General features: G+C 55.3%; 19 protein-coding genes. 14 read left to right on the forward strand and 5 right to left on the reverse strand.

The window, feature by feature from the left end:
- Positions 1 to 44: 44 nt before the first annotated feature.
- From purB to purL, 6 genes are all read left to right on the forward strand, one after another.
- Positions 45 to 1,475 (forward strand): adenylosuccinate lyase, encoded by a 1,431-nt coding sequence (gene purB / locus GP473_RS01720; RefSeq protein WP_185769434.1) that lies wholly within the window; start codon positions 45 to 47, stop codon positions 1,473 to 1,475.
- Between the two features lie 58 nt (positions 1,476 to 1,533).
- Positions 1,534 to 2,427, forward strand: a complete 894-nt coding sequence (locus GP473_RS01725) for a phosphoribosylaminoimidazolesuccinocarboxamide synthase (protein WP_186277038.1) — start codon at positions 1,534 to 1,536, stop codon at positions 2,425 to 2,427.
- 212 nt (positions 2,428 to 2,639) lie between these two features.
- Entirely contained in the window at positions 2,640 to 4,799 is a 2,160-nt protein-coding gene (locus GP473_RS01730; RefSeq protein ID WP_186277039.1) for a S9 family peptidase, read from the forward strand.
- A gap of 346 nt (positions 4,800 to 5,145) precedes the next feature.
- The gene (gene purS / locus GP473_RS01735) at positions 5,146 to 5,385 is read left to right on the forward strand and encodes a phosphoribosylformylglycinamidine synthase subunit PurS (RefSeq protein WP_185769431.1); all 240 of its coding nucleotides are present in this window, start codon (positions 5,146 to 5,148) and stop codon (positions 5,383 to 5,385) included.
- A gap of 3 nt (positions 5,386 to 5,388) precedes the next feature.
- Complete coding sequence (gene purQ, locus GP473_RS01740; protein WP_185769430.1) at positions 5,389 to 6,060, forward strand: phosphoribosylformylglycinamidine synthase subunit PurQ; 672 nt, start codon at positions 5,389 to 5,391, stop codon at positions 6,058 to 6,060.
- A gap of 21 nt (positions 6,061 to 6,081) precedes the next feature.
- Entirely contained in the window at positions 6,082 to 8,649 is a 2,568-nt protein-coding gene (gene purL / locus GP473_RS01745) for a phosphoribosylformylglycinamidine synthase subunit PurL (RefSeq protein WP_246394850.1), read from the forward strand.
- 62 nt (positions 8,650 to 8,711) lie between these two features.
- On the opposite strand, the gene GP473_RS01750 is transcribed toward purL, so the two are convergent.
- A complete protein-coding gene (locus GP473_RS01750; RefSeq protein ID WP_246394926.1) occupies positions 8,712 to 9,701 on the reverse strand; it encodes an acyl-CoA thioesterase in 990 nt (329 codons plus the stop codon).
- A gap of 143 nt (positions 9,702 to 9,844) precedes the next feature.
- On the opposite strand from GP473_RS01750, the gene GP473_RS01755 reads away from it, so the two are divergent.
- The 3 genes from GP473_RS01755 to purM all read left to right on the forward strand — a co-directional run bounded on the left by GP473_RS01755 (position 9,845) and on the right by purM (position 13,131).
- Positions 9,845 to 10,297: a sterol carrier family protein gene (locus tag GP473_RS01755; protein WP_186277040.1), complete on the forward strand. Its 453-nt coding sequence runs from the start codon at positions 9,845 to 9,847 to the stop codon at positions 10,295 to 10,297.
- Positions 10,298 to 10,395: 98 nt separating this feature from the next.
- Entirely contained in the window at positions 10,396 to 11,970 is a 1,575-nt protein-coding gene (gene purF, locus GP473_RS01760) for an amidophosphoribosyltransferase (protein WP_186277240.1), read from the forward strand.
- A gap of 87 nt (positions 11,971 to 12,057) precedes the next feature.
- Complete coding sequence (gene purM / locus GP473_RS01765) at positions 12,058 to 13,131, forward strand: phosphoribosylformylglycinamidine cyclo-ligase (RefSeq protein WP_186277041.1); 1,074 nt, start codon at positions 12,058 to 12,060, stop codon at positions 13,129 to 13,131.
- 211 nt (positions 13,132 to 13,342) lie between these two features.
- Here purM and GP473_RS01770 read toward each other — a convergent pair whose 3' ends face one another.
- Positions 13,343 to 13,525, reverse strand: coding sequence for a DUF3073 domain-containing protein (locus tag GP473_RS01770; RefSeq protein ID WP_185769427.1), 183 nt, complete (start codon positions 13,523 to 13,525; stop codon positions 13,343 to 13,345).
- A 196-nt stretch (positions 13,526 to 13,721) separates the two neighbouring features.
- A complete protein-coding gene (ygfZ, locus tag GP473_RS01775; protein ID WP_186277042.1) occupies positions 13,722 to 14,879 on the reverse strand; it encodes a CAF17-like 4Fe-4S cluster assembly/insertion protein YgfZ in 1,158 nt (385 codons plus the stop codon).
- A gap of 189 nt (positions 14,880 to 15,068) precedes the next feature.
- Between ygfZ and GP473_RS01780 the strand changes: the two genes are divergently transcribed.
- Complete coding sequence (locus GP473_RS01780) at positions 15,069 to 16,016, forward strand: aminodeoxychorismate lyase (protein WP_186277043.1); 948 nt, start codon at positions 15,069 to 15,071, stop codon at positions 16,014 to 16,016.
- A gap of 184 nt (positions 16,017 to 16,200) precedes the next feature.
- Here GP473_RS01780 and GP473_RS01785 read toward each other — a convergent pair whose 3' ends face one another.
- Together GP473_RS01785 and GP473_RS01790 are read right to left on the reverse strand one after the other, a co-directional pair.
- On the reverse strand, positions 16,201 to 16,881 hold the full coding sequence (locus GP473_RS01785; RefSeq protein ID WP_186277044.1) for a heme-binding beta-barrel domain-containing protein: 681 nt from the start codon (positions 16,879 to 16,881) through the stop codon (positions 16,201 to 16,203).
- A gap of 70 nt (positions 16,882 to 16,951) precedes the next feature.
- Positions 16,952 to 17,785, reverse strand: a complete 834-nt coding sequence (locus tag GP473_RS01790; RefSeq protein ID WP_185769423.1) for an LmeA family phospholipid-binding protein — start codon at positions 17,783 to 17,785, stop codon at positions 16,952 to 16,954.
- A gap of 113 nt (positions 17,786 to 17,898) precedes the next feature.
- Here GP473_RS01790 and GP473_RS01795 point away from each other — a divergent pair, with 113 nt between their 5' ends.
- From GP473_RS01795 to pstC, 4 genes are all read left to right on the forward strand, one after another.
- The gene (locus tag GP473_RS01795) at positions 17,899 to 18,582 is read left to right on the forward strand and encodes a winged helix family transcriptional regulator (protein ID WP_185769542.1); all 684 of its coding nucleotides are present in this window, start codon (positions 17,899 to 17,901) and stop codon (positions 18,580 to 18,582) included.
- Between the two features lie 3 nt (positions 18,583 to 18,585).
- Positions 18,586 to 19,599, forward strand: a complete 1,014-nt coding sequence (gene mshD / locus GP473_RS01800) for a mycothiol synthase (protein WP_246394851.1) — start codon at positions 18,586 to 18,588, stop codon at positions 19,597 to 19,599.
- Positions 19,600 to 19,895: 296 nt separating this feature from the next.
- Complete coding sequence (gene pstS / locus GP473_RS01805) at positions 19,896 to 20,990, forward strand: phosphate ABC transporter substrate-binding protein PstS (RefSeq protein ID WP_185769540.1); 1,095 nt, start codon at positions 19,896 to 19,898, stop codon at positions 20,988 to 20,990.
- A gap of 11 nt (positions 20,991 to 21,001) precedes the next feature.
- The gene (gene pstC, locus GP473_RS01810; protein WP_185769422.1) at positions 21,002 to 22,084 is read left to right on the forward strand and encodes a phosphate ABC transporter permease subunit PstC; all 1,083 of its coding nucleotides are present in this window, start codon (positions 21,002 to 21,004) and stop codon (positions 22,082 to 22,084) included.
- The last annotated feature ends 7 nt before the right edge of the window (positions 22,085 to 22,091 follow it).

Here is a 22,091-nt window from a genome sequence, read left to right on the forward strand (position 1 = left end):
CCCATGGGACACGCGATTTGTTCCACCTATGGGATAATGACGGGGTGCCTGCAAAGAAGAAGATTTCCAATGTCCTTGCTAACCGTTACGCGTCGCCAGAGATGACCACCATCTGGTCTCCTGAAGACAAGATCGTCATGGAACGCCAACTGTGGATTTCTGTGATGAAAGCTCAGCGCGAGTTGGGCGTTGATGTTCCTCAGGAAGCTATCGATGCGTATGAATCTGTGATCGACCAGGTTGATCTGGAGTCGATCGCTCAGCGCGAAAAGATCACGCGCCATGATGTTAAGGCGCGTATCGAAGAGTTTAATGATCTCGCTGGTCATGAGCACATTCACAAGGGGATGACTTCTCGCGACCTCACGGAGAATGTGGAGCAGCTTCAGATTTATCGCTCTCTGCAGTTGGCGCGAGACAAGGCTATTGCGGTGCTGAATCGCGTCGCTAAACGCGCCGGGGAGTATCAGTCTCTGGTGATGGCTGGCCGTTCGCACAATGTTGCTGCTCAGGCAACCACTTTGGGGAAGCGTTTTGCTTCTGCCGCAGACGAACTGATGTTGGGGTTGGATCGCATTCAGGATCTGCTTGGCCGCTATCCCCTTCGAGGCATTAAGGGACCGATGGGTACTGCCCAGGACATGTTGGATCTAGTGGGTGGCAATGAGGACAAGCTCGCCAGCTTGGAGCGTTCGATCGCGGACAATCTGGGCTTTAACCATGTTTTCGATTCTGTCGGCCAGGTGTATCCTCGTTCCCTTGATTTCGACGCCATCTCCGCCCTCGTTGAGGTGGGTGCCGCTATGTCTTCGTTGTCGATGACTATCCGTTTGATGGCTGGCAATGAGACCGTGACTGAGGGGTTCAAGGAGGGGCAGGTTGGATCATCGGCCATGCCTCATAAGATGAATGCACGTTCCTGCGAGCGCGTTGGGGGTATGCAAGTCGTGCTGCGCGGTTACTTGACTATGGTGGCTGACTTGTCTGGAGCCCAGTGGAACGAGGGGGATGTGTTTTGTTCCGTGGTTCGTCGGGTGGCGCTACCGGATGCTTTCTTTACCTTCGATGGCATGTGCGAGACGTTCCTGACTGTCCTGGATGAGTTCGGCGCTTTCCCTGCGATGATTGAACGCGAGCTGGATCGCTATCTGCCGTTTTTGGCTACGACTCGTATCCTGATGGCGGCAGTTCGTGCAGGAGTGGGGCGTGAGACCGCTCATGAGGTGATCAAGGAGAACGCTGTTGCTGTGGCTTTGAATATGCGTGAAAACGGAGGGGACCAGGATCTTATCCAGCGTTTGGCTGCAGATGAGCGGTTGCCTATGGATGAAAATGATCTGAATGCTGCTCTGGAGGATCGTCATGCCTTCATTGGTGCTGCCGAATCCCAAGTTTCCCGCGTATTGTCGCGTGTGAATGATTACGTGAAGCGTTACCCGAAAGCGGCAGCGTATACGCCAGGGGAAATTCTTTAGGCACACGAGTGATTTTTGGAATAGTCAATGGCGGTTGACGGGGCTAATATGTCTATCCATGCGTCCAGAATTGTCTGACTACGAGCACATTTCCGCTGGAAAAGTCCGTGAAATCTACGAAATTGATGAGCAGCATCTGCTCATGGTGGTCACTGATCGCATCAGTGCCTATGACTTTGTTTTGGAAACGGAGATCCCTGATAAGGGTCGCGTACTGACCGCGATGAGTGAGTTCTTCTTTGAGGAAATTGACTTCCCGAATCATCTGGCTGGTCCTCTTGATGATGAACGGATTCCAGAGTCGGTGTTGGGGCGCGCGATGGTCGTGAAAAAGTTGGAGATGCTCCCATTTGAGTGCGTAGCGCGCGGTTATCTGACGGGATCTGGATTGAAGGAATACAAGGAATCCGGAACGGTCTGTGGCATCGAGTTGCCGGATGGTTTGCGGGAAGCATCGAAGTTGCCGGAGCCAATCTTCACCCCAGCAACGAAGGCTGACATTGGCGATCATGATGAGAACGTATCTTTTGCCCGCGTAGTCAAGGATTTGGGCGAACAGCGTGCGAATGAATTGCGCGAAGCCACTGTGAAGATTTACTCCGACGCAGCGAAGCTAGCTGAAGAACGTGGAGTCATTTTGGCGGACACGAAATTTGAGTTCGGTGTGGATCATGAGGGCAAGTTGGTGTTGGCAGACGAAGTGCTGACGCCAGATTCCTCCCGCTATTGGCCGGCGGATAGTTACGAAGAGGGGAAGGTGCAGCCTTCTTTCGATAAGCAGTATGTGAGAAATTGGCTGACGGGGCCGAAGTCGGGCTGGAATCCAGAGGACGGTACTCCACCCCCAGCACTGCCTGGATCTATCGTGGAGGCCACGCGTTCTCGCTACGTGGAGGCTTACGAGAAAATCTCTGGCAAACGTTTCTCGGAATGGATTGGATCCTGCGTATAGGACTTCGGGGGTCTTTCCCTATGGGTGAGGCGCTCGTAGCGTCCCTTCTTGTTCAAAAGGGGATGTCTCATCTTCTAGTGAGAAGATGATGCGTGATGGAGGACGGCCCCGCAGGTGGATTGAGATGAACGTTCCTCCGCCATAGCAAGTCACGCGGCGGAACGTGCCCTTCTCGCTCCGTGAGAGCGAGGAGGGAGGTAGCATCAGCGGTTATGAATCCAGTTGTATCGACCACGACTACTCCCGCCCCTCCCGTTGCTCGAAAAGTACCTTTCACACGCACCTTCCACGGCATCGATTTCCATGATGATTATGAATGGCTGAGGGAGAAAGATAATCCTGAAGTTCGCGCTTACCTCGAAGCAGAGAATGCCTATACCTCTGCTCGGACAGCGCATCTGCGCAGTGTAGAAAATGCCATTTTTCGTGAGGTGAAAGCGCGCGTTCAGGAGACAGACATGTCCCTGCCTGTCCGCGTCGGAGGGTACTGGTATTACGCACGCACGCAAGAAGGTAAGTCTTACTCACAAAGTTGCCGTCTGCCGCTGGAGGATTCACACTCATGGGAGCCTCCTGTCATAGATCCCCAGGTTCCCCACGACAATGAGCACGTATTCCTTGATTCCAATGTGGAAGCAGAAGGACACGATTTCTTTGCGCTGGGAGCTGCCAGCGTAACCCTCGATGGGACACGTCTGGCGTATTCAACCGACACAACTGGTAACGAACGCTTTACCCTTCGGTTCCGTAATGTGGAGACGGGTGAGGATTTTGATGATGTCATCGAAAATGTCTCCTACGGGGCGACATGGGTGGGGAATGACACCGTCTATTACCAGCGGGTGGATGAGGCATGGCGCCCGCATGAAGTCTGGAAACACGTGTTGGGTACCCCAGTAGAACAGGATCAACTGGTTTTTCGTGAAGACGATGGCCGGTTCTGGACGGGAGTGGGAACTACACGATCAGAGCGCTATCTTCTGATCTTCAGCGGTTCCAAAGTGACCAGTGAAGTCTGGTACCTCGATGTAGAGAACCCGTCATCTGAACTGACATGCGTGTTGCCGCGAGAGGCTGGCGTCGAATATGGAGTCGATCACGCTCAAGTGGACGGCAAAGATTATTGGATGGTCGTCCACAACAAGTTCGGAGTGAATTCCGAGGTCGGCTATTGCCCAGTCGGCCAAATCTCCTCGCTCGAGGAGATCACCTCGTTAGTTCCGCATCGAGATGACGTGCGAGTGGAAGGTGTGGAGATCTTTAGCGACCACATTCTTCTGGAACAACGCGAAAATGCGGTGGAATCCTTGTACATCATGAAATTGGTGCCAGGGGAAGGGTTTGGTGACTTTCAACCCATTACCTTTGACGAGGAGCTAGTCGGCGTCACTGCAGCAGGAAACAACGAGTGGGACACGCCAATCCTGCGCGTAGCTGTATCGTCATTCAGCCACCCAGCGCAAGTATTCGACATTGATCTGCGCACAGACCAACGCCACCTGCGAAAGGAGCAAATCGTTCTACCCGCACCAGACGGTACACCCTTCCGGGCTGAAGACTACACTGCGTCACGTCTGTGGGTCACAGCTCGAGACGGAGCACGCATTCCCGTATCCCTCATACACCGCACCGACGTCCCGCTAGACCGAGAAAACCCGGTTCTTCTATACGGTTACGGCTCTTATGAAGCCAGCATGGATCCGGGCTTTTCCATCTTCCGCCTATCGATGCTGGACCGAGGTGTTGTGTATGCCATCGCCCACGTGCGAGGTGGTGGCGAGATGGGACGCATCTGGTACGACAACGGTAAAGGAATGTCCAAGATGAACACCTTTACCGACTTTGTCGATGTGGCGGACCATCTGATCAAGACTGGTATGACGAGCCCGCAGAAAATGGTTGCGGAAGGAGGGTCTGCTGGTGGATTGCTCATGGGAGCTGTGGCGAACCTCGCTGGAGATCGTTTCGCCGGGATCGAGGCAGTGGTTCCTTTCGTGGACCCATTGACCTCCATCCTCAAACCAGAGCTCCCGCTAACCGTCACCGAGTGGGATGAATGGGGTGATCCCTACCACGACCCTGAGGTGTATAGGTATATGGCCGCTTATGCGCCTTATGAAAACATCACTGCAGACAAGACCTATCCTCCAATTCTGGCGATAACCAGCCTCAACGACACACGCGTTCTCTACGTAGAACCGGCCAAATGGGTAGCGAAATTGCGCGATGTTGCGGGAGCGGATGTCCTGTTGAAGACGGAGATGGAAGCCGGTCATGGAGGCGTTTCTGGGCGCTATGAAAAGTGGAAGCAGTCTGCCTTTGAGACCGCGTGGGAACTCGACAGGATGGGAGCTACAGAACTTATCCGCTAAACCTTGCTGAGAAGCCGTGAATCTACGGACCGTGGAGATTGCCTCGCCGGGGCGTCGAACAACCTGCAGTCGAGCAACTCCACAGACAAAGGCCGATGAGTGGTGCGTCGACGGGGTGGTTATTTCATTCGTAAAATAGCTGCTCTTGCTGCGTATTTATGGCTGTGCAGGCTGGGGTGATGTTGGGGTTGGGGCTCGGTGGGAGGCAATGAGTTTGCCTGCCTGGGGTAAAGCGCAGGTGGAGAGCCGAAAACTTGCAGGGGTGACTTGTCTCCGCTGGGTGTTAGTATGGGCGGGTATTTAACCATCAAAATGGAAATATCCTCACAGCTGGGAGAAAAGCCCAATGGCCCGTGTTGTTGTCAATGTCATGCCTAAGCAGGAAATCCTGGACCCCCAAGGTCAGGCTATCGTGCGAGCACTGGGACGAATCGGCGTAGAAGGTGTCGCTGATGTTCGCCAGGGTAAGCGTTTTGAACTCGAGGTGGACGGGAACGTTAGCCGCGAAGATCTGGAACAGGTCGCAGCCAAGCTGCTGGCTAATACCGTTATCGAAGACTACGACGTAGTTATTGAGGGGGAGTAACTCGTGACCACACGCATTGGCGTGATTACCTTCCCCGGTACTCTTGATGATGTAGACGCGTCTCGTGCCGTCCGTTTGGCAGGCGCTGAAGCCGTGGAACTGTGGCACGCAGATTCGGATCTTAAAAATGTTGACGCAGTAGTGGTTCCAGGGGGCTTCTCCTATGGCGATTACTTACGTGCTGGGGCCATCGCCTCAATAGCACCAGCGATGCGATCTGTGATCGACGCAGCTGAGCGTGGCACACCAGTGTTGGGAATCTGCAATGGGTTCCAGATCTTGCAGGAAGCTGGCTTGCTACCCGGCGCTTTGACGAGGAATGAAGGTTTGCACTTCATTTGCCGTGACATGTATCTGGATGTGGAGAACACCAACACCGCATGGACTTCCGGCTTCGAGTCTGGAGCCTCCATTTATATTCCGACGAAACACGGCGAAGGCCGTTTCCAAGCGGACGAAGAAACACTAAAGATGCTGGAAGATGATGGCCGCGTGGTGTTCCGCTACCAGGTCAATCACAACGGTTCTCGTAATGCCATCGCCGGAGTGTGCAGTGAAAACGGCCGTGTAGTTGGCCTCATGCCGCACCCTGAGCACGCTGTGGAGGAACTGACCGGTCCATCCACGGATGGTCTGGGCTTGTTCACCTCTGTTCTCTCGACCCTGGTCTCTTAAGGCACAAGGAGCACAATTTTCATGGTTCACAATGACACTGTTGCTGATGCCCAGAAGGATCCGAATGCGCAGCAGCCATACCTCGAGCTGGGTCTGAAGGACGAGGAATACGGCCGCATCTGCGACATTCTTGGTCGCCGACCCACCGACGCAGAACTGGCGATGTACTCGGTGATGTGGTCTGAGCACTGCTCATACAAGTCGTCCAAAGTACATCTGCGTTATTTCGGAGAGACCACTACCGATGAAATGAAACGCAAGATGCTGGCAGGCATCGGCGAAAACGCAGGTGTGATCGACATCGGAGACGGTCATGCTGTGACATTCAAGGTGGAGTCACACAACCACCCTTCCTACGTAGAGCCCTATCAAGGTGCCGCGACCGGCGTGGGCGGTATCGTTCGCGACATCATGGCCATGGGGGCACGGCCTGTTGCCGTGATGGACCAGCTCCGTTTCGGAGCTGCGGATGCCCCTGACACCCAGCGGGTACTACCCGGCGTCGTGGCTGGTGTCGGCGGTTACGGAAACTCTCTGGGACTGCCAAATATCGGCGGTGAGACTGTTTTTGATCCCACATACGCTGGCAACCCTTTGGTTAACGCGCTGTGCGTAGGCACGTTGAAGGTGGAAGACCTCAAGTTGGCTTTTGCCTCTGGCACAGGCAACCGAGTGATTTTGTTCGGATCTCGTACAGGGCTTGATGGCATTGGCGGCGTCTCCGTTCTCGCATCCGACACCTTTGAAGAAGGTGCAGAACGCAAACTTCCTGCTGTCCAGGTAGGTGACCCATTTGCAGAGAAGGTCCTCATCGAGTGCTGTCTTGAGCTGTACCAATCCGGGGTTGTTGTGGGTATCCAAGATCTCGGCGGTGCCGGTCTTTCCTGCGCAACCTCAGAGCTGGCTGCCGCTGGCGACGGCGGTATGCACATCGACTTGGATAAAGTACATTTGCGCGCTGAGAATATGACTGCCGCAGAGATTCTCAGCTCAGAGTCTCAAGAACGCATGATGGCTGTGGTCACCCCGGACAACGTGGATGCTTTCATGGCCATATGCGAAAAATGGGATGTTCTTGCCAGTGATGTTGGATATGTGTCGGACACCGGCCGCCTCACCATTGAGCATCAGGGTGAAATTGTTGTGGATGCGCCGCCGCGCACACTTGCCGATGAAGGCCCGATCTATAACCGCCCGATTGCCCGTCCCGCGGATCAAGACGCGATCCAGCGTGATCCCCAGCTGAAATATCCAGACACCACCCAAGGGCTCCGCAATCAGTGGTTAAAGCTCGTAGCCTCACCAGCTCTGTGCTCTCGAGAGTTCATCACTGAGCAGTATGACCGGTATGTCCGCGGCAATACCGTGCTAGCGAAAGATTCTGATTCTGGTGTTCTGCGCATTGATGAAGAAACCGGCCGCGGCATTGCGGTGGCAACGGATGCTTCCGGTCGCTACACCCGTCTCGACCCCTACCGGGGGGCTCAACTGGCGCTCGCAGAGGCTTACCGTAACGTCTGCGTCTCTGGTGCTACACCTGTTGCAGTATCCAACTGCTTGAATTTCGGTTCCCCCGAAGATCCAGGCGTCATGTGGCAGTTCCAGCAGGCAGTGCATGGTCTAGCCGATGGATGCAAGATCATGGAGACCCCAGTTACCGGCGGTAACGTTTCCTTCTACAACCAGACTGGCCATGTGCCGATTCTGCCCACACCAGTGATCGCAGTCTTGGGCACCATTGATGATGTCTCCACGCTCATCCCGTCTCAACTGTCTCAGGGCGATGCTGAAGATTATCACTTGATCCTCGCGGGTGCGGAAACCAAGGATGAACTCGGTGGCTCAATCTGGCAGCAAGTTATCCATGACCAGCTTGCAGGACTGCCTCCAGAGGTTGATTTGGAGTTTGAGAAGAAGCTCGGCGCCGTCATCGCGGAGCAACGTGACTCTATCGCTGCTGCGCACGATTTGTCTGAGGGTGGCCTATCGCAGGCAATCGCTGAGTTTGCGATCCAGTCCAACACCGGCGTGACGGTGAATCCACTTCTGGGGCTGCACTACAGCGCACTGCTGCAGACGGATGAGGGCATTGAGGCAATGGACGAACTCGTTGCTGAGGAAAATGGCACATCCGAAAAACCGCTGTCAGCTGAGCGTCGCACTGAGTTGGAGAACGTGGTGAAGACTTCCGGCCTGCGTAGCAGTGTGCAGGCAGCTGCCGTCTCACTTTTCTCCGAAACTGCTTCTCGCGTATTGCTGGCGGTTAAGGCTGAGCATTATGGCGACGTGATGGTTGCATTGTCTGATGCAGGCCTCACCGGAACTTGGTTGGGTGTCGCCGGACCTCACGCCGGTGCCTCTGATGATGAGGGGAAACCACTCGTTTGCCTGTCCACGGAAGCCATGCCAAAGCAACCAATGAGCCAGTTCACTGAGATTGCTCATGATAGGAAGCAAGCCTCCACCGAAGGAGACACTGTTCACAGCGTGAATCTCACTGTTTCTGTAGCTGAGTTGCGGGAGGCCTGGACCAATACCCTGCCCGCATTGTTCGCCCATGCTGCTGGTGCAAACTCCGTGGTGAAGTAGGGTCAGCAGCCCCGTAGCGTCGTGTTGCGGCCAGCTGCAACCCTAGAGCTGCAGCTGAGCCGCTAACTGGTGATTTTGTAGTCCTCGCGCAGAGGCCGCACCAGTGGGTGAGGCTGGTACTCGGCGCGTAGCTCGCGCAGTTTGGTCGCGTGAGCTTCGAGGCGCTTGTCCTCGTTGGTAACTGGCTTAAACTGCCGGGCATTCAACGGATTGCCATCAAGATCCGTTGCGACATAGGTAAAGGACGCGTGGATAGCCACGGGAAGGTTGTCTTTACCTTCACGCGGGTCACCCGCTCGAAGATGAACCATCACGGACATGGAGCGCTGGTCCGTGCGGACAAGCCTGGCGTCGACTTCCACCAGATCACCAATATGAACAGGGCGGTAGAAGCGGATACCACCTGCATACACTGCCACGGTACGCTCCCCAGTCCACTGCATAGTGCAAGCGGTAGCAGCTTCATCGATCCATTCCATGGCGGTACCGCCATGGACGTTACCGCCCCAGTTGACATCAGTAGGTTTCGCGAGAAAACGGTTGGTCAACTGTGGAGCAGTGGAGTCATCCGAGTACACCTGCTTCAGCATTTCCTCTTCGATCGCCTTGCGCAGCTGTACGCGAGAAAGCGCCGCTTCAGCTACGCGCTTTTCCTCGTCAGTTTGGGGTTGATACTTGGGGACACGCTTAGGCTTACGGTCCTCACTCATCGCCACGAAAATCACCAGGCAATCGCATGCACGGGTGAAAACTCCCTCACGCGGGTCGGCGGAGAAAACCTCGTTGACGATGTGCATAGAAGAACTGCCGGTGTAAGTAATCCGTGAACGAACTTCAACCATGTGACCGGAAGGGATGGGTCGGTTGAAATGGATGTGCCCAACGTAGGCGGTGACACAATAGGACTGCGACCATCCCACGGCACAGGCGTATGCGGCCTTGTCGATCCACTCCAGGACGCGCCCGCCGTGCACACCATTGGCTCCCGCCATGAGAATGTCGGTTGGTGCTGCGAGGAAGCGAAGGGTTACTTCGGGGCTGCGTTCGGTGATGAAGTCTGCTCCGGTAGTGGTTACTTCACCGGTGTTTTTGGAGGCGGTGTTCTCTGCCACTGCTTTTCTATCTTTCTGTAGTCCGATCCTTATAGATCTATGTGGAACTTTTTAATCCTAACGCGATGGGTAGCCTAGTGTGCATGAAGAGAGGTTTAAAGGGGCCGGAGCTATCTGCCGCAGCGCGGCAAGCGGTGGAACATGTTCTTCCCTGGGTGAGAGATGAGTCGGCACCTCACCCGTCGCGCCTGGCACTGGCTGAGGCTGTGCGCTTGAGCGTTCAGGTGCTGGAAGAGCTCGCTCCGGGACATGCGGTGGAGGTGAGGGTTCCGCCGTTTGTTGCGGTTCAGTGTGTACAAGGGCCTGCTCATCGACGCGGTACCCCTCCCAATGTGGTGGAGTGTGCGCCGCGTGAGTGGTTGCGGGTGGCCGTGGGGGATGTTTCTTTCGCCGACGCCACACTCGACGCTTCCGGCACTCGAGCAGTTGAGGTAGCGTCATTTATGCCGCTTTTCCGCTTCGATTTTTCGTCTATCCCGCGTTGCGAGAATGTTGATGAGCACAGCAGCGATGATGAATGGGGTGGGCTTGGGTGAGATGAGGATTGTCCGAACTGTTGGGTTTGTCCTGCTGGGGTAGTAAGGTGTGCTTCGTGGCAAACACGAATAGCCAGGATAATTCGCGGGCGCATCAGGTGGTAACTCAGCCAGATGTGGCCCTACGTTCTACCCAACGTTTTTCGTATGACGATCAAGGGGAGACGAGCCCGCGTGAGGAATGTGGTGTCTTCGGAGTATGGGCCCCAGGCGAAGACGTTTCAAAGCTAACGTATTACGGACTTTATGCTTTGCAGCATCGCGGTCAGGAGGCCGCCGGCATTGCTGTGGGTAATGGGGGCCAGATCGTAGTGTTCAAGGATCTGGGTCTGGTGAGCCAGGTATTTGACGAGCAGTCACTGGACTCCCTGAAGGGGCATGTTGCCATTGGCCACACACGTTATTCCACAGCTGGTGGGGCAAGTTGGGACAATGCGCAACCGATGTTCCGCATGAGCCCCGATGGTACCGATGTGGCTTTGGGTCATAACGGCAACTTGGTGAATCACATTCAGCTCACGGATGAGGCTGCTGAACTGGGACTGGTTGATCCAAAAGCTCACCCGTCAGATTCTGATGTGATGTGCGCATTGCTTGCTCATAGCACCACGGATGAGCACCCTTTGGAAGAAGCTGCTATTGAACTTTTCCCACGCGTTAATGGTGCCTTCTGTGTGACGTTCACCGATGGGCAGAATCTTTTTGCGGTGCGCGATCCTAAGGGCATTAGGCCTCTGTCTCTAGGACAGTTGGAGAATGGTGGTTGGGTAGTAGCCTCAGAGACCTGCGCGCTGGATATAGTCGGCGCGCAGTTTATCCGCGATGTTGAACCAGGGGAAATGGTCATCATCAATGAGGATGGGGTGCGTTCCAGAGTCTTCGCGGAGGCCGAGCGCAAGAGCTGCGTTTTCGAATACGTTTATTTGGCTCGCCCGGATGCAGTGATCAAGGGTCAGTCGGTGCATGCCGCGCGCGTGGAAATTGGTCGACGCCTCGCGTTAGAGTCCCCGGCCGATGGCGACATGGTCATTCCTGTCCCTGATTCCGGTACACCGGCAGCAGTGGGTTTTGCCCAGGGGTCTGGTTTGCCGTTTTCCCAGGGGCTGGTGAAGAACGCTTATGTAGGGCGCACCTTCATTCAGCCATCCCAGACTATTCGACAGCTGGGAATCCGCTTGAAGCTGAACCCACTGCGTCAAGTTATTGAGGGCAAGCGTCTTGTGGTTGTGGATGATTCGATCGTTCGAGGAAACACCCAGCGTGCTTTGGTGAAGATGCTGCGCGATGCTGGTGCTGCTGAGGTGCATGTGCGCATCGCGTCACCACCTGTGAAGTGGCCGTGTTTCTACGGTATTGATTTTGCCTCGCCGGAGGAACTCATCGCTAATACCGTTGAACAAGATGACCCAGTTGCCCGCATTTGTGAAGAGATCGGTGCGGACTCCTTGGCTTATGTTTCTACGGAAGCAATGGTCGCGGCATCTGAGCAGCCGTATAACGAACTATGCGCTGCATGCTTTGACGGCAAGTACCCATTGGGTATGCCGGAAGGTAACCCGAACACCGAGCTGGTTCGGTACATGCAGGCACAGCAGAGTTGCGAAACCGCGGATCCGCTTGAACAGTTCGTTCAGGATGCTGAGGATGTTGAAAGCGTCACGTCGGAGCAGTGAGGTCAAAGATCACCGTGGCGACGTGCGGTGAGGACCGTCATCTTTTTCTTTTCCCATTAACTTTAAGGTCTAACGGAAACCAACAACATGACTGATAACCGAAACAACACCGGAGCCTCCTACGCTGCTGCGGGCGTGGACATCGAGGCTGGCGACCGCGCTGTGGAGCTTTTTGCTCCTTTGGCAAAGAAGGCCACCCGTCCAGAGGTGCGAGGAGGACTCGGCGGTTTTGCTGGCCTGTTTGCCTTGGGGGAGTATGAGAAGCCCTTGCTGGCCGCAGCGTCAGATGGTGTAGGAACCAAACTGGCGGTTGCTCAAGCAATGGATAAGCATGACACTATCGGGCAAGATTTGGTCGCGATGTGTGTGGACGATCTGGTTGTCTGCGGTGCTGAGCCATTGTTCTTGCAGGACTACATCGCCATCGGCAAGGTTATTCCTGAACACGTTGCCTCCATCGTGAAGGGTATCGCCGAGGGGTGTGAACTCGCCGGCTGTGCCCTGCTGGGCGGTGAGACCGCCGAGCACCCTGGCCTGATGAAGGAGGGTGAGTATGACGTCTCTGCTACGGCTGTGGGAGTGGTAGAAGAGGCGAAGCTGCTCGGGCCGGATCGTGTTCGCCCGGGCGACGTGGTTATTGCTATGGCCTCTTCCGGCTTACACTCCAATGGATACTCTCTCGCGCGCCATGTCTTGTTGGAGATGAATTCTTTGCCGTTGGATGGTCATGTGCAGGATTTTGGCCGCACCCTGGGTGAAGAGTTGTTGGAGCCTACACGCATCTACGCCAAGGATTGCCTCGATTTAGCGAGTGAGTGTGAGGTCCACACGTATGCTCATGTCACCGGCGGAGGCTTGGCCGCGAATCTAGCCCGTGTCATCCCGCAGGGGATGATTGCAGAGCTGCATCGTTCCACGTGGACTCCGGGACCTGTTTTCCGCACCATTGCTCGTCTGGGACAGGTGGAACAAGCAGAGATGGAAAAGACGTTCAACATGGGTGTGGGGATGGTGGCCGTCGTTGCCGAAGATGACGCCGAGCGTGCCCTGGCTATGCTGACCGCACGCCACATTGAGGCCTGGCGTTTGGGGGAGGTTCGCCCCGCTGCTGAAGTTGGCTCCGAAGGTGCGGTGTTGACGGGCGAATATAAGCGGGGATAAGTAATAGCGGGTTCAGGTGCTCTCAAGGAGGCATTCCTGAACCCGCTATTTATTTCTATCTGTCGGCATGATCTAGATAGGGCTAAGTCGAGCGTTAAGGCTTGCGCCACATTGCTCGACTATGAGACCTCGACTATAAGACAGTGTCTGAGATAGCCCGTCGTTCTAGTACCCGAGAAGAGCGGTCCAGGCTTTCTGGGAGTGCGAAGTATCAGTTCTTGCTAGCCCAGCTGTCCCAGTCATCATCGTCGTCGTACGACTCGTATGACTGGTCGCTGCGCTCAGTATCTCCAGAAAGCTCGCGTTGGAGCCTCTCTAGATCCATTTCTGGAGTGTTGTACTTCAATTGACGGGCAACCTTAGCCTGCTTAGCCTTTGCACGGCCGCGACCCATGGCTTGACCCCCTTGCGGTGTCGAGGTGGCGCGGGGAAGCAACCACCCTTTTCTTACGTATTAGTTTCTTCCTGTCCTACACCATAGCGGTTTGACTCTGAGATTTCCGAAACGGGCATGGCTAAGAAGCGAATATCGACCACATTTTGTGGGTAGAGGCGGCGTTTACCTGGAATTATGGGATAATTGTCACAGATTAATTATTTTTTCGCAGGGTGCGGATTGCGGCACGTCCGGGTCTCGCTGCATCATCGGCACGGATATCGTCCGGGTCGATCGCTGCGTCGACACCGTCGCACATCAGATTCGGTACGGCGGCAGGGTTTTTGGCCATTTTTTCTACGACGCCACGTTTTACCAATGCCAGGGCGATAGGCCCGTAGTCTGCATCGTGGACGGAGGAGCCCACTCTGCCGATGTCGCGTCCGCCCGCGTTCAGGGCACATCCGACTTTTGGCAAATGGTCTGCTGATCCATCCAGGTGCAACTGAACCAGGACTCGTGGGGACTTGCCTAGGTTGTGCACTCGTGAGACAGTCTCCTGCCCGCGATAGCACCCCTTATTCAGATGAACAGCAGATTCAGTGGGGCCTTCCTCTCTCACTTCTTTTTGGGTGGCTCCTTGGATACCAGATCCGATAAACGCCGGGACCTCGTGAGGGATCGTACGCTCATCCAGATCCAGGTTTATATCTGGTTCGCGCGCTTGAATGCGTAGTGCTGTGTATGCCATCAGTCCAGTGGGAGTGGCCTTATGTGCTAGGTCGTCCCAATGGGAGGTTATTTCTTCTCGGGGAAGGAAGATATCAGTCACGGGGACATCTCCTAGACGGCGGGAGCGCCGGAATGTGTGGGCATCGCCCTGCGCCTGGTTGGGGCCTTCCAACTGAAAGTCGCCGTATTCCGCTCCCACTATGGCCAGCTGTGCGAGGGGAGGGCGAGTGATCTCCACCTGAGACCAGAAGACCATCCTGTGTAGGTACTCTTCCAGTAAATCGGCGTGAGCGGAGTCTACGTCGAGCATCAAGCCGTTTTCTAGCGCAGAGATACCGAAGTAATGCTCAACGTGCCCATGCACGTCCAGTATCAGTCCCCACGTGGCCTGCCCTTCTTGGATGGCATTCACTTTCTGGGAAATAAGGTTGTTGAGCCACGTGGTGGCCTCTGGCCCGCTTACTAGCAGCGTGGTGCGATCCCACAGGTCAACGAGCCCGGGAGAGGAGGGGCCGAGACGAGATTGCTCCGTGAGTGGGTTGCCGTAGTGCCAGGCAACGGGAAGTGTGCGTCCGTCCGCTTCATTGAAGGCTGAGGGGACGTGAGAAAGAATCGGGCTCAACTTTTCAGCATTATCCACATCCTTACTTGTACCAGCGAATGGAGTAATCGGGGAGGTGCTATTGACTGCTGCGGAGAAAAGCGACGCTTGCTAGGGGATACCGCTTGCCGTGGAGAAGGGTGACACTGGCCACGAGGAATGGATCATTGACGGCAACAGTGAGGGCAGAAGAAGATCCGCTGACGGGTAGCGACTACGCTGGCACACATGAACAGCAGTGACTCAAGGCAGTTGACTACCCCGGCTCCTAGCCCACATGACTACGTGGGAACACCAGCTCTCGCCACACCAGCACAGGTGATCGTCGACGTATTGGGCGCGCCGGAGCCACAACTTTGTGATCCTGCAGAACCAATGATCTTCGCGGATGATTTGGCTGCTGTGCGCGGAGACGGAGTATTTGAGACACTGATGCTCCGCAACGGCGAAGTTCATAACCTGCAACGGCATGCCACTCGTTTTGTCACTAGCGCCGCAATGCTGGACTTAGGTGAGCCCGATCTGGATCGATGGCTGGCTGCCACGGAATTAGCTGCAGAGGCTTTCGGCGCATCCGTCGGTGCTCCTGAAGCGGCGCTGCGCTGGGTCTACTCCCGGGGGCGCGAGTCTACGGGGCAAGCTACCGGCTGGGTGACCGTGGCTCCCATTGCGGCGGATGTCCTGACAGCCCGTCAATCTGGGGTGAAGGTGATGACTGCTGAGCGTGGTTTTCGTATAGACCTCTCCGAGCGCTCTCCCTGGGCTCTGATCGGCGCTAAAACGCTATCCTACGCGGCTAACATGGCAGCTTTGCGCTACGCGAAAGCTCATGGTCTCCAGGATGTTATTTTTGTCTCTGATGAAGGGCACGTCTTGGAGGGACCAACTTCTAGCGTGGTTGTGCTGCGGGATAACACTCTTGTGACGCCACCTATCGAAGCCGGTGTGCTTCCCGGAACTACCCAGGCAGCCCTGTTCCGAGTTGCTGAGGAACAGGGCTGGGAGACGGCATATGAGGTGTTGAGTGTCCAGGATCTCATCGAGTCCGATGGGGTGTGGCTTGTATCTTCTGTGCGCGTCCAGGCGCGCGTGACTGAGCTGGATGGCCATGAGATGCCTCGGGCGGAGTGCGCCGATGAGATCGAGCAGATGATGTGGGAAGCTGTGGCGCACTGAGATGCGGCGTCGTAAATCCGTGGTTTGGCTGGAACCTTCCGCGCGGAAGAATCCAGAAGGCCCCGGGGGTCTCTTACTTCGGATCAGGTACGGCAACGTACCGCAACCTTTGCCAAACTACGACGCCGTAGTGCAGAATCCGCGAGGCAGAGGTAGCCAGCGCAGCCGCATTAAGTGGACGACACTACCCCACGACGCGACGAAGCTGAGCGGACAGCCATGGCCTCATTTCACCGTCGATGAGGCGCTCATCTACCCAACCCAGGTCATTGTTAGGCATGAGGCCATACAAACGCTTACCTGGTCCCATACCCTCACGACCACTTTCCGTGACCATCGTGGATGCGGATTCTAGTTGCCAGGCGCGCTCGGTGAGGGGCTTGCCGTACATGATTTCCACCATGCCGTCTGAGTGGGTCAGTGTCATTTCGATGTTGTCGTCATTGTCGATGCTCAGCCATCCAGCCTCGCGCCGATCAGGGGTGTCTACAGGCTTGCCGTCGTCGTCCATACGCCACGTGCGTGATTCGTAGCGAATGCGATTCTCGCCATCGTGGGTGAAAACAATCTGCTGCCCGAAAGTGAATTCCTCTTCACCGGGGTGAGCGGCTTGACCCTGACCTCGCCACACACCGATTAATGGCAGGAGGGCTAGGAGACCATCGTGCAGGTTGGGACCCATGCGCAGATTGGCGGTGTCCTCGGGAATGGGGAGATCATCAAAATCAGGCACGTTTTTATGGCTGGTGGTCTTAGCGGCTTCTTCAGCACGCGCTACGGCCTCATTGGGGTCAACCTTGCCGGAGTTCGCTGGGTCGATGTTGGGAGTAGCGTACTCTGCAGAGCTTTGGTTGTTGTCAGTCATGGCAACTACTGTACAGACGCCGAGTGGAATACCCGTAGATCAGCCAGGAGTTACTTGACCGTGAGGAGCTCTATAGTCCGGGCTTTTCTTCCTTGCTGAGCGGGCGGCTATACGGTGCGAGGTCTTCGATGCTCACCGAGGTGTAGTATTGCTCGGATTCGATGAACACTCCTCCACCGGCTACATAGACGCGGACCGGTTTTCCCCGCATAGGAAGATCCTCAGAGGGGATGTCCATAGAAAAAGTCTTGAGGAGATCCGCGCGAACATTGTGGGAGAGTTTATCGCCATCGACAACCTTCGCGCCGGAACCCTTCGAGTTTGGTCCTTTGATGACGTCGACTGCTGAGATATGCACCGACCCCTGTTTGATACGGAGCTGCATTTCGATTGCAGCGGGCTGGGAGTAACCGTCCGGGGTTCCTTCGAAGATGGCTTCGGATTCCCAACCCCCGCGAGGAGAAATATCGTCCTTATTCTGAATAAGAAGGTCGCTGACGTTCATCTTCTTACCGAGGGAAACGCCGTCTAGCTGTATGCGGTAGAAAACCTTTCGGGCGGGAGCGTCGTGAATGTTTCCGGTGAAAACGTCGTCCCTACTCACAGTGACGTATTGCGCTGAGGAGGTGACGCTTGTGAGCCCCCAGCCAGGAACGTCGACATCGCGGGCTCCCACGGTGATGGTCTGGATCTCGTGGGTGAAGGCAGCGGCCGTATAGGGCAGACCAGTGACCTCGACGGACGGCGGAGTGGCGAGGTTGCTCCCCTCGTACAGGGTATTTGAGATTCGGCGTTCCGTCCGAGCAGCCACGAGGCTGTCGGCTAAAACCAGAATCAGGAAGGTGACAACCAGGCCAATCGTGATGCGAATGAGGGTGCGTTGCCACGGTTTGGAAGTGCTCATCATCCCTATATTTACCTTAGTTCCACAGGCCATTAGGTATTGTGGTCAGTACACATGTGGTGCACAGCGTTTATGCCACGTGTCTTAACTACTTGGAGAAAGCAGGATCCGTCGTGAAAGTAGCAGTTGTTTCTCGCGCTACTGATATCTCCGACGTGCTGCCCACCCTGCCTCTGTTGAACCATGAGATCCAGCTCTTGAAGGCTGAAACCAATTCCATCCGTTTGCTGGCGGATTGCAACGTGGTGATCATCGATGTCACGGGTAATGATCTGCTGGCTGCGCGTGATTTTTGCCGTACGGTATCTGCTTCTCATCCGGATTTGCCGGTTGTGGCTGCTATCGCGGAGTCGTCTCTTATCGCACTGGATGGTTCGTGGGCGGTAGATGATTTTATGCTGCCAACGTCCACGCCCGTGGAGATTGATGCACGGCTTCGTCTTCTGTTGATGCGTCGGCCGGTGCCGGTAGAGCAGGCCGACGACTCTCACGTGGCCGCAATTGGTGGACTCGTCGTGGACGATATCACCTATGTTGCTCGCGTGGATGGCAAGCCTTTGGATCTTACGTACAAGGAATTCGAGCTGCTGCACTTCCTGGTGAAGAATGCCGGCCGGGTGTTTTCTCGTGAGCAGTTGTTGCAGGATGTGTGGGGCTACGATTATTTCGGCGGAGCGCGGACGGTCGATGTTCATGTTCGTCGTCTCCGCGCCAAGCTGGGGCGCGACTATGAGGGTGTGATCGCAACTGTGCGTAATGTGGGGTACAAGGCCATAGACCCCGAGGAAATGGATTGACCCATGACGAACGCCATGATTTTCACGCCATTCGAGGATCTCCATGCGCATCCTGCCGTGGTGGAGAAAGTCATGGGGCTCCTCGCTGAAGTGCGCGACTACGATGACGTGGCCGCGCTAGGGGAGGCCTTTGTGCGAGGAATTGAAGAGGATCACGATTATCGTCACGTGATTGCTTCGGAGGGGGAGATCGATTCCGGTGAGGTGGTCGGAATCATTGCTCTGGATACTAATCGTACGCTGGAGCTCGCTGTTTCTCCTTCTCGACGCCACCATGGAATCGGCCGGGCGCTTTTTGAAGAAATCGCTCGCGCCTTCGACCTGGAGGGTGCGGTCGATGTGTGGGCTCATGGGGATTCCCCCTCTGCTCAGAAATTAGTAGAGGTGATGGGCGGTCGGCGTACTCGCGAATTACTGAAAATGGCCGTGAAATGCGCTCCGGGGTCGGGCCATAGCGAGCACTTCCTGAAAGAAGAGGCTCATGCTTGGCGTGAGGTGGAGGATCAGGACATCGAGGTGCTCACCTATCCACAAGCTGTAGAGAAATACGGCGAGGAGTTCGTGGATGAAGAGTGGGTTCGTGTGAATAACGAGGCGTTTGCTTGGCATCCGGAGCAGGGGGGATGGGATATCGAGCGCTTAGTGAGTGCTCGCGATACCAGCTGGTACAGGCCTGACGGGGTGTGGATGCTATGGACTACGGATGAGATCAATGGTGAATCTCGGTGCATGGGGGTGCATTGGACGAAGCTTCCGCTTGAGGAACGTGAGAAGCCCTCGGGGGAGAGAACCGGTGAGGTATACGTGGTGTGCTTGGCGAACGAGGCGAGGGGTAAAGGGCTGGGCGGGCCAATGACCCTGATTGGTATGGGTTCCCTGCTTCATGAAGGGGTGGGAGTTATTGAGCTTTACGTCGAGGGGGACAATGCTCCAGCGGTAGCTACCTATCGTCGACTTGGTTTTGAGGTGGTGCACACAGACGTGGTTTATCGCGGATTGCTTGCACCACACAAATGAGTGTTGGGTGAGATGAGACGGGTGAACGAAGAGTTAATTGAGGTCGGGTTTTAGGTTAAAAGGGGGGATTTTTCCCCTTCGGGGGTAGGGGATAATGTCTGTGAATATGAAATTTTTTGGGGGTTCTGAACTGCGAGGTACCGGGCGTTAATGCCTCGTTCATTTTCCGGGTGCTTTCCGTCAACCCGCAACGCATAAGTTTCTAGGCGATGCACGGAAACATCGTGCCTTTCTGATCTACACACCACGTCTGAGGACGTTGACTTTTCCCTGGAGGAAACCTCGTGAAGTCCAACATGAAGCACATCGGCGCAGCTGCCGGTGTACTGTTTGCCAGTTCGCTGGTATTGACTGCCTGCTCTAATGCTGACAATGCTGCCGGTGGAGGCAAAGGTGATTCGACATCTAACTACGATATGGCTGACGTCACCGGCGAACTGACCGGTGAGGGTGCATCCTCGCAGCAGAATGCTATGGAAAATGTCTTTGCACCAGCCTTCTCCGCAGCGGGTTCTTCCCTGGCTTACAACTCCACTGGTTCCGGTTCCGGACAGACCCAGTTTGTCGCCGGCCAGGTGGACTTCGCTGGTTCGGATTCCCCTCTCAAGGACGACCAGATTGCAGCTGCACAGAAGCGCTGTGATGACCATCCTGCATGGCATTTGCCAATGGTCATTGGTCCGGTAGCTATTGCATACAACCTCGATGGCGTGGATTCGCTGAACCTTGATACCAAGACCATTGCCAAGATTTTCAAGGGTGAGATTAAAAAGTGGAACGATAAGGCCATTGCCGCACAAAATAAGGGCGTCGAGCTGCCGGACCAGGATATTTCTGTGGTGTATCGTTCCGATGAATCTGGTACGTCCGATAACTTCCAAAAGTTCCTCAGTGCTTCCTCCGGTGAGTGGAATTCAGAAGGTAAGGCCTTCCCATCGAAAGTCGGTTCGGGAGCGAATGGTTCCACTGGAGTCGCAGACCAGGTTGCAGCCACCCCTGGAGCTATCACTTACGTGGAGTCCGGCTTCGCGAAGGAACGCAAGGAGCTGGGTATCGCCAACATTGACTTCGGTTCCGGCCCCGTGGAACTATCCAAAGAAACCGTGAACAACGCTCTATCCGCGGCACAGTTCTCTGGCAAAGGCAACGACCTCATCGTCGATTCCAAGGCTCTGTACTCCGAAAAAGGTAAGAACCAGTACCCATTGGTGCTCACTACCTATGAAATCGTATGTTCTGCTGGTTATGACCAAGAGACTGCTGGGTTAGTTAAGAACTTCCTCTACACGATTTTGGATAATCAGAACCAGTCCCTTGAAGATGCTGGTTACATTCCAGTCGATGGCCAGTTCAAGTCCAAGCTAGAGCACGCTGTTAAAGCTCTTTCCTAAGGGTTCATTCCATGTCAACAGCCAATAACACTGAGCTGGTTCGTGAGCGTAGCGTCGAGGTTGAAGACAAGCCCGACCTACAGGCCGGGGGAACATCAACGACGCATCGGCCGCCTGCATTGGGCGGTGGCAAAACACAAGGCCGTAGGGTGAGACGGCCAGGCAATGTGATCTTCGAATCTTTGGCTAAAGGTTCGGCTATCCTCATCACCGTCATTATCGCGCTGATTGCCTTGTTCTTGTTGGTGCGAGCCGTGCCGGCGATGAATACATTGCAGGATGGCTTCCTCAGCTTCTTCACCTATGCGGAGCGCTGGAACACCAATCACGCCACCAATGGCGGCAAGATGCAGTTCGGTATTCCGAATCTCTTCTTCACAACCGTTTTGGTATCGCTTCTTGCCCTGCTGCTCGCTATGCCGGTCGCGTTAGGAGTGGCGATCTTCCTGTCTAACTACTGTCCGAAGCGTCTAGTGAAACCGTTAGGTTTCATGGTGGATTTGCTGGCAGCGGTGCCGTCGATTGTTTTCGGCATCTGGGGTATCCAGGTTCTCGGACCGGCGATCGGTCCCTTCCTACAATGGCTATCCAGTTGGGCGGGCGGAATTTTCCTCTTCAATTTTGAACAGGGGACTTCCCCTGCATTTTCGACGGCTCGCAATATCTTCACTGGTGGAGTGGTGCTGGCTATCATGATCCTTCCCGTTATCGCGGCCACTACTCGTGAGGTATTCGTCCAAACCCCTCAAGGACAGATAGAGGCAGCCCTTGCGTTGGGAGCCACCCGCTGGGAAGTTGTTCGTATGACCGTGCTTCCTTTCGGCATGTCCGGCTTTGTCTCTGGCAGCATGTTGGGACTCGGACGTGCGCTTGGAGAGACGATGGCTCTGTACATGGTCATTGCTTCTTCTCCGGGGTTCCGCGGTTCCCTCATGGATGGCGGTACCACCTTTGCTACTGCGATCGCGAATGCAGCACCAGAATTCAATGACGATCTCAAAGCTGGCGCGTATATTGCAGCAGGTTTGGTGCTCTTCGTCCTGACTTTCGTGGTGAATGCTGCAGCTCGTTCTGCTATCACCAAGAAGAGTTAAGGGGACA

Origin of the sequence: Corynebacterium anserum, from assembly GCF_014262665.1 — a bacterium.
GTDB classification, from domain to species: domain Bacteria; phylum Actinomycetota; class Actinomycetes; order Mycobacteriales; family Mycobacteriaceae; genus Corynebacterium; species Corynebacterium anserum.